The organism is Candidatus Desulfatibia sp., assembly GCF_036446775.1.
Taxonomy (GTDB): domain Bacteria; phylum Desulfobacterota; class Desulfobacteria; order Desulfobacterales; family UBA11574; genus Desulfatibia_A.
On sequence record NZ_JAZFTO010000358.1, the window covers coordinates 1 to 10,248 of the forward strand.

Annotated in this window: 10 protein-coding genes, 1 pseudogene and 1 riboswitch; of the genes and pseudogenes, 8 read left to right on the forward strand and 3 right to left on the reverse strand. The window is 47.8% G+C overall.

Features of this window, described 5'->3' with window-relative positions; translation table 11 throughout:
- The 5 genes from V3S16_RS16400 to V3S16_RS16420 form a co-directional block, all read left to right on the forward strand.
- Nucleotides 1-546 (forward strand): B12-binding domain-containing protein (locus V3S16_RS16400; protein WP_413886890.1); only part of this gene is annotated, 546 nt, incomplete at its 5' end.
- A gap of 155 nt (nt 547-701) precedes the next feature.
- A complete protein-coding gene (locus V3S16_RS16405) occupies nt 702-2,651 on the forward strand; it encodes an ASKHA domain-containing protein (RefSeq protein ID WP_413886892.1) in 1,950 nt (649 codons plus the stop codon).
- Nucleotides 2,652-2,701: 50 nt separating this feature from the next.
- Nucleotides 2,702-2,887 carry a hypothetical protein gene (locus V3S16_RS16410; RefSeq protein WP_413886893.1) on the forward strand — a complete coding sequence of 62 codons (186 nt, stop codon included), beginning with the start codon at nt 2,702-2,704 and terminating at the stop codon, nt 2,885-2,887.
- 240 nt (nt 2,888-3,127) lie between these two features.
- Nucleotides 3,128-5,044, forward strand: coding sequence for an anaerobic carbon-monoxide dehydrogenase catalytic subunit (gene cooS / locus V3S16_RS16415; protein ID WP_413886895.1), 1,917 nt, complete (start codon nt 3,128-3,130; stop codon nt 5,042-5,044).
- Nucleotides 5,045-5,092: 48 nt separating this feature from the next.
- A complete protein-coding gene (locus tag V3S16_RS16420) occupies nt 5,093-5,662 on the forward strand; it encodes a DUF1638 domain-containing protein (RefSeq protein ID WP_413886897.1) in 570 nt (189 codons plus the stop codon).
- Here V3S16_RS16420 and V3S16_RS16425 read toward each other — a convergent pair.
- Nucleotides 5,659-6,657, reverse strand: a complete 999-nt coding sequence (locus V3S16_RS16425; RefSeq protein ID WP_413886899.1) for an MtaA/CmuA family methyltransferase — start codon at nt 6,655-6,657, stop codon at nt 5,659-5,661. The two genes, V3S16_RS16420 and V3S16_RS16425, sit on opposite strands and share 4 nt — an antisense overlap.
- A gap of 2 nt (nt 6,658-6,659) precedes the next feature.
- Entirely contained in the window at nt 6,660-6,887 is a 228-nt protein-coding gene (locus V3S16_RS16430) for a SelT/SelW/SelH family protein (protein WP_413886901.1), read from the reverse strand.
- Between the two features lie 342 nt (nt 6,888-7,229).
- Nucleotides 7,230-7,419: riboswitch (cobalamin riboswitch) on the forward strand.
- Nucleotides 7,420-7,691: 272 nt separating this feature from the next.
- Between V3S16_RS16430 and V3S16_RS16435 the strand changes: the two genes are divergently transcribed.
- From V3S16_RS16435 to V3S16_RS16445, 3 genes are all read left to right on the forward strand, one after another.
- Nucleotides 7,692-8,213, forward strand: coding sequence for a sirohydrochlorin chelatase (locus V3S16_RS16435; RefSeq protein WP_413886903.1), 522 nt, complete (start codon nt 7,692-7,694; stop codon nt 8,211-8,213).
- Nucleotides 8,214-8,414: 201 nt separating this feature from the next.
- Nucleotides 8,415-8,537, forward strand: a complete 123-nt coding sequence (locus tag V3S16_RS16440) for a CbtB domain-containing protein (RefSeq protein ID WP_413886906.1) — start codon at nt 8,415-8,417, stop codon at nt 8,535-8,537.
- Nucleotides 8,538-8,620: 83 nt separating this feature from the next.
- On the forward strand, nt 8,621-9,034 hold the full coding sequence (locus V3S16_RS16445) for a hypothetical protein (RefSeq protein WP_413886905.1): 414 nt from the start codon (nt 8,621-8,623) through the stop codon (nt 9,032-9,034).
- 45 nt (nt 9,035-9,079) lie between these two features.
- On the opposite strand, the pseudogene V3S16_RS16450 reads toward V3S16_RS16445, so the two are convergent.
- Nucleotides 9,080-9,703: pseudogene (locus V3S16_RS16450) on the reverse strand (methyltransferase domain-containing protein); the annotation flags it as partial.
- Nucleotides 9,704-10,248: the final 545 nt, after the last annotated feature.

Consider the following 10,248-nt stretch of genomic DNA (forward strand, 5'->3'; position numbering starts at 1 on the left):
TACACCATGACCATGGAAGGCTTAGCCGGCGGCATGGAGGTTGTCAGTGAAAAATTTGACACCCACGAGTATTTTGTCCCGGAAACGCTCCTGTGTGCCAAAGCCCTCTATGCGGCCCTTGATATATTGAAGCCTCATATAAAGACCACTGATGCAGGGGCCAAAGGACAGGTGGTGCTTGGGGTTATGCAGGGTGATGTACATGATCTGGGCAAGAACCTCATTAAAGCCATCTTCGAATCGGCCGGGTGGACCGTGCATGACCTTGGTCGCGATGTTCCGATTACGAAATTTGTGGAGGAGCAACTCCGGACCGATTCTGACATTGTGATGCTTTCGGCCATGATGACGACCTCTATGGTGGGGATGAAAAAACTTATCCCCATGATAAAGGAGAAGAATCCCCATGTGCAGATAATGATCGGAGGTGCTCCTATCAGTGAAAAAACCGTTGAGGAATATGGTGCCGATTCCACGGCCGATAACGCTCCCAACGCCCTGCAAGAAGCCATGGCAATGCTCGAAGCGCTCAAGAAGGGGCTTTAGTCGGATCCACGCTTCAGCAGATGAATGAGGCCGAGTGCCTTGCACATTGATTGTGCTCGGCGCCGCTCCTCAACGGGAAAGATTTATCACTTGGCTTGAGTCATAACCATATCCGGACGGAATGAAAAACGTTAAATAAGGAGCATTCTGAATTCATGGAACATACCATTATTTTCCAGCCTTCAGGCCGGCGTGCACATGTGCCCGAGGGCACGACCATCCTCGATGCCGCGCGCAAACTGGGCGTTGGTATTGAAGCCGTATGCGGAGATAACCTGGTCTGCGGCAAGTGCCGGGTGAAAATTATGGAGGGTGAGTTTCCCAAAGAGGATATAACCTCGTCAATTAGACACGTGGGCAAAGTTGACGAGAAAGAGATGGAGATTCTCAAAAAAAAGGAAAAGGAGAACAATGTCCGGCTGGCGTGTTCGACCAGCGTTTTGGGTGATGTGCTCGTTTTTGTCCCCGAGGCAACCCGTACCGGTAAGCAGATTATCAGCAAGGCCGCCGGGAAAATCAAGGTTAAGATAAAGCCTGCGGTCAAAAAGTATTATGTGGAACTCCCGCCGCCATCCTTGGAAGATCCCTATGGCGACTTTGAGCGACTTTGCCAGGCCCTTGAGGCAACTTTCAATCTTAATAAACTGTCAATAGACTGCAGGGTGCTTCAGGTATTGCCGGATGTTCTCAGAACAGGGGACTGGAAGGCAACGGTGACCGTGTGGCAGAATCGCGAGATTATACGGGTGCAAGCCGGCAGGGTTGAAACAAACATCGGGCTTGCAATTGATATCGGTACCACCACGGTTGCAGGCTACCTCACCGACCTGATTACCGGAGAGGTGCTGGCTACTGAATCCATGATGAACCCTCAGGTGAGCTATGGCGAAGATGTTATGTCCCGGATTACCTATTGTATGCTGAATGAAGAGACCGGTCTGAAAGAGCTTCAAGAGGCAATTATTGAAGGGATTAACACCATTGCTAAGAACGCGGCCGAGAGCGTAGAATTGTCCCCGGAGGACATCAGTGAGATGACCCTGGTCGGCAACACGGCCATGCATCACATTTTGCTTGGGATCAACCCTGAGTATATAGGCCTGGCCCCCTTCGCCCCGGCTCTCCATAAATCAATGGATATAAAGGCCGAACGTCTCGGCATTCAGATCCTCCCGGCAGGAAACATCCACATATTACCGATTATAGCCGGCTTCGTGGGTGCCGACAATGTAGGCTGTCTGCTGGCCGACACACCGCATAAACGCAAAAAAATGACTTTGCTGATTGATATCGGCACCAATGGAGAACTCGTTCTCGGAAACAGGGACAAGCTTATTTCCTGCTCATGCGCCACCGGCCCTGCACTTGAAGGAGCACAGATTGAGTTCGGGATGCGGGCCGCCCCCGGTGCAATCGAAAAAATGCGGATCGACAAAAAAACACTGGAACCAACCTACCAGGTAATCGGAAATGACCAGTGGAGTGACGGCCAAACGGATATGCAAACAAAAGGGATTTGCGGTTCCGGGATCATCGATGCCATCGCTGAAATGTTCAAGGCGGGAATAATAAAGAAAAACGGCCGGATCAACACAGATCTCAAATCACCGCGGATCAGAATGGAGGGCATAGTGGCCGAGTATGTTGTCGCCTGGAAGCGTGAGACCGCGATAGACGAAGACATTGTCGTAACCCTGAAGGATGTGCGCGCCATACAGCTTGCCAAGGGTGCTCTATACTCCGCATCTCTCATCATGATGCGGAAACTGGGTATCAAACAGTTTGACAGGTTGGCTGTGGCGGGAGCATTCGGCAACCACATCGATAAAGTGCAGGCAATGGTAATGGGTATGTACCCCGATTGTGACCTTGACAAGGTCGAGTTCATAGGCAACGCGGCGGGTGACGGTGCCCGCATCGCGCTGTTAAATGTAGATAAGAGACGGGAGGCCCATGCGCTTGCCGGCAAAGTTGAATATGTTGAACTTGCCCTTGAAGAGGACTTTAACGACCGTTTTGGTGAAGCGATGCAATTCCCACATATGTTTGACAAGTTTCCTCATGTGGAAGACCTTTTGTCACCCGAGGGGGAAGGTGCGTCGTAAAAACGCTTAATTCGTCAAACAGCATTTAACCCGCTGGAAAGGGGAAAGCAATGAAAGTTACGTACATCAGTGATACCAAGGCAACCAAGACTACCAAGGGAGACGATGTAACACTGGAAAATTCAAAGGTTTACAAGTGCATGGAGAGAGAATACTATTCCGGACTGTTCGTACGCATATCATTGGAATCCGGTGAGCACGTTAAAGTTAAAAGATCCGAAATTAAGAAGGTGTAATGCGTGGCTGAAAAATATTCAGGTGGTTTCTGTGTTGCTGCCCGGCAAATTGAAAGAGGTAAGGCGCGGTTAGACTTAAGGCAAAACAGATCAAACATAGCTTCCTCCCTGAATATTTTTCATTGATGATGGTAAGTTTGGGTGAGTCAGGATGCATTGAGCCGCAAAAATTTGAGTAACCACAGTAATTGAAAAACCACAGGCTTACAACCTGTGGTTTTTCTGTCAAGGAGCGTTTGAATGTCTGAAAAACAGGACATTATTGAGCAAAAGCATCAGGATTTTGAAAGTCATGAACTACATCAAGCAGCGGTGTCTCAAGGCATGCCTACCGTCTTTGAGAGGTTTACGACTCAACAGCCCCAGTGTGGACACTGCAAAAAAGGGTTGAGCTGCCAATTATGTTCGGATGGTCCCTGCCGAATAACCAGGAAATCTCCGTTGGGTGTCTGTGGAGCCACCGGAGATTTGATTGTGGCCCGCAACCTTTTGCAACTGACGATTATGGGCACGGCCGCCAATACGTACCAGTGCCGAAATCTGGCGAACACCTTGAAGGCCATCGGAGAGGGCAAATCTTCCCTTAAGGTAAAAGATGAAGGTAAACTGCGGATGATGTGTCTGGGGTTGGGGATTGATCAAACACGACCTATAAATGAGCTGGCAGTTGAATTTGCTGATTTCATGTTAAATGAAATCAGTAAACCGGGTGACCAGCCCCTTACCCTAATGGACCTGTTCGCTGTGAATCAGCGTAAAGAGGTCTGGAAAAAAACGGACCTCTATGCCGGCGGACCCAGCGCTGAAATCGTAACCGCCTTAACCAAATGTATGACAAATGTCAGCAATGACCCTATTGACCTCATTAAAACAGCCCTCAGGTTGGGCAACGCAAATGAATACGCCGCGCTTTGGGGAATTACGGTTATCCAGGACGTCATTATGGGCACCGCAGATCTGACCGCCGGAGAAACCAATATTGCCTGCCTCGATCCGCAGACGGTCAATATCATCGCAAACGGCCATCAGCCGGTCTTTGCCAGTCTTGTTTTGGAGAAGGCCGGTAGCAAAAAAATTCAGTCGGTCGCAGCCGCAGCCGGCGCCACGGGGATTAAATTATACGGCTCGTTGTGTGCGGGACAGCAGCTTATGAATGTTTCCAGCCGTGAAGAATACACAAACACTTTTGGCGGACAACTGGGCAACTGGATTCAAGCAGAGCTTTTTATCGCAACCGGCCTCGTTGATCTTTTTATGATGGATATGAATTGCTCAGTCCCGACCCTGAAGGCGTTTGCCGACAAATACGGCACCAAGCTCATCAGCACAGACCCTGTGGTGCGCTTCCCGGATGTGGATTGTTTGGATTTCAACCCTGAGATCGCCGAGCAGCAGGCCGAGAAAATTCTGGAAATTGCCGTCGAGTGTTTCAAGGCACGCAAGGCCGACAAGAAAAGAATTATGAACATCCCTTCTTCCAAAGCCAAGACGGAGAGCATCGCAGGTTACACAACGGAAACAGTTCTGAAAATGTTTGGCAACGATATCTATACTTTCATCGGCGAGATGAAAAAAGGCAATATCAAAGGGGTTGTGGCAGTTGTCGGTTGTACGAATGTTCGCCACGAGATGGGCGGGCGATCAATTCAAGAAATCACGATTGAGCTGATCAAGCGCGACATCATGGTCATCGGTGCCGGTTGCTGCTCCTCCACTCATCAAAACATGGGCATGTCAACTATGGAAATGACGAAAATGGCAGGTTCTAAACTCAGGTCCGTTTGCGAAAAGCATGACGTTCCACCGATTGTTTCCTATGGATCATGTACGGATGTGGGGAAAATTCTGGATACCATTGCTGCGCTGGCATGGACAATCGGCTGCGATACCAGTCAGGTACCGGTGGCCGCATCTGTTCCCGAGTACATGGAACAGAAAGCCATTGCAGACATATTCACGGCTCTGGCGTTTGGGCTTCTTACCCACGTATCACCAAAACCTATGATAAGCGGAAGCTCGCTCGTAACGAAATACTTAACCGAAGAAATGGAGAACCTTACCGGCGGAAGAATGCTGCTTGAGGACAACCCGTTCAGGGCCGCTGAGGCGATCGAAAGCCACGTTCTGGAAAAGAGAAAGGAAATTGGGTTTGATTAAAAAAGCAGCGGCGATTCTAACCGGATTTGATGCCAACATGGTTTTATAATGGAAAATAAAGCGATCATATTTATCAGCTGCGGGATATTTAAGGAGGAGCTGGAGTATCTGCTCGGAGATAAGGGACTGGATTGGAAAATAATCTATCTCGAAGCAGCGCTGCATGTAAATTTTGACAGATTGAAAGAGGCGCTGATCGAAGCTCTGGAGGAAAACAAAAAGACAGGGACCGAGCTCAAAGTGCTCTATGGTCATTGCCATCCGGAGATCATGGCAATCCTGGAGCAATATGATGCAAAAAAGATCCATGCCGGAAACTGTCTTGAGGCGCTGGTCGGTCCTGAAGAAATCATGCGCCTCAACAATGAGGGGACGGCATTTTTCCTCTCCGCGGGCTGGGTAAACAACTGGGAAAAGATGTTTGCCCTCGGGAAAAAAGATTTCAACTTTGACTTTAAAACAATGTTCGACGGTTACAAACGGATAATCGTCTTTGATACAGGAATTATTCCCATTGATGAAGAAAAAGTTGAAAAATTCAGCAAATTCACCAATCTTCCCGTCGAGCGCAAGCCGATTACCCTTGATTATTTTTTTAATCTGATCGAAAGCACTTAAGCGCTTTTAGAGTTGATTACACACTCAAAGTAAGCTTTCAGATTTTCGAGCGGGGTCTGTGGAATAATGCCGCATCCGGGGGCGACAACGTGCATCCCGAGCTTTAATGATTCCTCGGTCTCGGCCACGATATCTTCCCTGCTGCCGGTCAGCAATGTCTGGGGAGAAATTTTCCCTACCAGCGCAACTTTTCCTTCCGTGACCTCAAGTGCATGTTGGATGTCAACAGGGTGATCGATACTGAGGGCGTTCACGCCGGTTTCCGCCATCATCTTCAGAATGACGGTGGGATTGCCGCATATATGCAAAATAGAGGGCTTGCTCAGAGATTCCACCAGTGACTTGGTATACGGGAATGAAAACCGGCCGTAATAGGTCGGACCGATGCTCTGGGAAGTACCGTCCACCAGCATCAGCACATCCGGGCCCGCGTTTTCGATTGCCTTGGCATATTGTTTTGCAATTTCGGTCATCTTTGAAAGCTGTGCTTCGATGAATTCCGGGTCCTCGATGCATGCCATGATGATCTCTTCAAAATCAAGGGTGGTGGCGAGGAGTTCAAAGGGGGTTCCCAGGGCGGCGATTAACGGAACCTCGTCACCAGTTTTTGCTTTAAGTAGTTTAATGGCTTCAAGAACTTCGGGCATTCTTCCGTCCCTTAAAGGGTCAGGGATCTTGATTGAGTCATAATCCTGTTTGGTTTTCATTGTCGACATGGGAGGGGTTGTCGAATCATCTCCGAACCGTGTGGCGCAACCCATGGCCTCCGCCTCGACATTGATGTCGAATGGTACTCTCACGCTCTCAATGCCCCCGATCTCATGGCATGCCCACGCGAGGCCGGCCATGTCTTTGGCATTTTTTTGAGCCGCAGGCCATTTATACCCGCTTTTTTCCATGACTTCAGCCGTGGCATTTTGTGTGGGCACAGCCGCGGGCGGCCTGTCCACCTGCTGTTGCTTTAACGCCCTCAGCAATCTTTCCTTCTGATTCATGCTTACCTCACTGCCCTGAGTTCTGCTACGATTTCTTGATGATCGGGGAAACAGTTTGACTGCAGTTTGGAAAAGATCAGCTCTCCGTCCAGGATGACTTCGAAAGCGCCGGCTTTTTTAGATCCGACAAGTTGCGTATCAATACCGATTTCCTTTTTAATGACAATGGCCAGACTGGCCGCCATAGGCCTGTAATTGCAGGTTATGCAGTATTCTATTGACAGCTGCATGAAAATTCCATTTTTTGTATGATGTCCGATGTAACACCGTCGGGTGACAGGTTCGAAATTCTTTCAGAACGATAATAAAAGGGCCATCACATCCGGTGTTGTTAAATTTGCTTTTTAAAATGATAAGTATTCGCTTTATGTTTATCAAGAACAAAATGAGAAATAAAGATAGACCCTGCTTGAATTTGAACTGGTACCATTCCTAACCGGAGAACCGATACATGACCCAGAACCGGCACAGACAAAGCCGGGATTGAGCTATGCAGAATTCCGAGCTCAAAAAGGGAATTTTTATCACTTCACTTCACTACTTTTTTCTTGACACATTAAAGGCTTCATGTTAAATAATACCAGAATGCTGGTTGCCTCCCGCAGGAGGCAAAAAAGGGAAGATGGTAGAAAGCCGTCACGGACCCGCCGCTGTAACCGGATACGAAAGCCACAATTAGCCACTGTGCTTGTGAGCATGGGAAGGCGTGGCAAGTAGAATGACCCGGAAGTCAGAAGACCTGCCAGTATTGATTTGAATTAGTGAACTCGTGGAAAGGTTTGGCTAATGATTATTACCCATCCAGATTCTGCGCATCTAAAAGATATTTGTCCGTCCGGCTTTCACTCCCTCTTTATTTCCATTAGGATTTATACTGTTTTGGAGTCCATTTCAAAGACCGTGATATGCCCAAGAATAGTCATTGGGGATTCCATACATGCTTCTCCAGGGACGCAGGGGCGGCAGCCCCATTGCGCTAAGCGTACTTCACACCCTATGCGCCCAGGCGGTGAAACGGAAAAAGGGGGCGGAAGTTGGATAATAGGAAAAACAAGAATGCGATAATCCTTATGGCGCATGGAAGCCGGGTTCCTGGTGCGGGAGAAGCAATGGAAAAGGTTGCATGCCGGTTATCGGAATACGGGCATTACGATATTGTTGAAACCTGTTACATGTCCCGGCTGGGACCACATTTTGAAGAGACCCTGGAAAAATGCGTAAAGCAGGGCGCGAAACTGGTAGTGCTGATTCCGTACTTCCTGAATCTGGGGCTGCATATGAAGCTGGATATCCCGGTTAAGATGAAGAAGGAATCGGAAAAGTACCCTGACGTCAAACTGATTTTCGGCAAGAATCTCGGTTTTGACGAACTGCTGGTCGAAATCGTAAAAAAGAGGATAGAGGAATCATTGCAGCTTTGTGACGTGCGCGAAATAGACCTGGAACCAAGAGATCGTTACAAGCTTCCTCCCGAAGAGCTTGAGTATGTTGCCATGTCCCAGGAAGAGGCCAAACGATTCAAAGCCGAACGCCGCAATCAACGAAAACTTGGTTGATAATAGCCGATACATAGGGGACAAAGTCCCGGTTTTAAATTATTTTCAAAGTAGAAGGGAGGTGGGTGAAAAAAGAAAGATCAGTGTTAATAACGTTGGAAGATTTTTTTAGATGGAATTTATTTTGTTAAAAAGGAGAAGAAAATGAGAATATTCGCTACTATTAGTCAGACCGCATTTTCAGTATCACCTCGGTTGCTTATGGCTCTTGCCGCTACTGCATTTATGATGGTTATTATTTTCTACGGTGTTGACTCTTTTGCACAGGGGGCGCACAACGCCTTCCACGATTTCAGACATGTAGTAGGAATGCCGTGTCATTAAATATAGGCAAGGCCGTATCGTTGCCTATTTGTTGTTACAATGCGTATGCGCAGACTTAAACCTTTTAAGGAAAAGGCATAATTATGGATCACGGCAATTTAAAAAAAGGGATTTGTTTGGGCATATTGTCAGGCATTGTCTGGGGATGGGTATCCATCCTCGTAAACTATATAACGGGTATCTTCCCTTTTGAGGAAAGCCTTTTAAGAGAGGTTATTACATTCTCTTTTGGGGGAGCTGTTTTTGGGATGGTTATCGGCGGATTTATGTCCCTGATAGGCGACCGGCTCCCTTTTAAGAGTTTGCTGCCAAACGCCATTTTTATTTCCATGGCTGTTTGGTTGGTTTTACGTATGGGAGGCCTCTTGCTTTCATACAACAACCCCGCAAGGTTTCACCCGGATGCAGCCCAGACCCTTCAGGGATTCATGCTGGCGATTGTACTTGGACTTATTCTGACCACTTTCTGGAATATTGGAAAAAAAAGAGATTCATGATTTATTTTTTAAAACGCTCCAAGAGCAAGTTTTAAATTCAATTTCTCAAACCAGAGACGGTTTTACCGCCGTGAATTTAACACTATCCACTTTTTCTTCCACAAGAATGAGGTCTTCATTGTTAGGAGGTGGAGTAAATTCTTCGCCCGGACAACAAGCCATTGCTTTGAGTTCTTCGGGGGTGAGGGTATGACGGGCCACAATCTGAATTTCAGTAAAACCCGCTTTTCTCACCGTCTGCCAGTAGTCCTCTGCATGGATAGCCCCTCCCAAGCATCCAGCCCATGTTGACTGAAATCGCTCTCCCAATTGAGAATCGATTTCTTCATTGAGGACAATATCTGAGATGGCGAGCCGTCCGCCAGATTTCAGTATCCGGGAGGCTTCTTCGTAGACTGCGTCTTTGTCGGGACATAGGTTGATGACACAGTTAGATATCACGACATCGGCGAAACCGTTTGGAAGTTGCGACTTCCCCATATCCGCAACACGAAGTTCAATGTCTCTGCCTTGCAAGTCAGAGTCAGTTACAGCCTGTTGCGCCCGCTCAATCATTTCTGAAGTAAAATCTATCCCGACCACTCTACCTTGTTCCCCGACCTTTCGGGCAGCCAAAATGACATCAATCCCGCCGCCGCAACCAAAATCCACAACAACATCACCGGACTGAAGGTTCGCAAATCCGGTGGGATTGCCACAACCTCGTGAGAGGTTGAGAGCAACCTCCGGGACCGAGGAAAGCGCTTCTTGGGGATAAACCCCCTGATCAACGGCAAAGCCCGAACCGGGCTTTTCCTTGCTGGGTCAACAGGCCTCCTTGCTGCCGCCTGTTTCAGCGAATTTACCGTAGCGAGTCTTTACAATTTGGTTGATTTTGTCAGGCATCATTTTTTTCACTCCTCTTAGTTTTTAGTGTAACCGGGACCAATGCCCTAATTTTATTCGAAGAGCTTGTTAAAATCAAGCTGAAGTCTATAATTTCTTACCCTGAGTTAGCTGCTCAACGGCAGGCATGGTTGAGGCTATGTCATCGGGATGAACAAAATGGATAATTCACAAGTGAACCAATTAACGATTTAATCCACAGATTTCGCAGATTACACAGATTACAATGAATACGCGATTAAGGTTGCGGAATCTGTCGGGTTAAATTCCCCGCAGCTTGCTGCGTTAAGATAGAAAATATCATTTGTTGATACCCCGTGGCTTGCCGC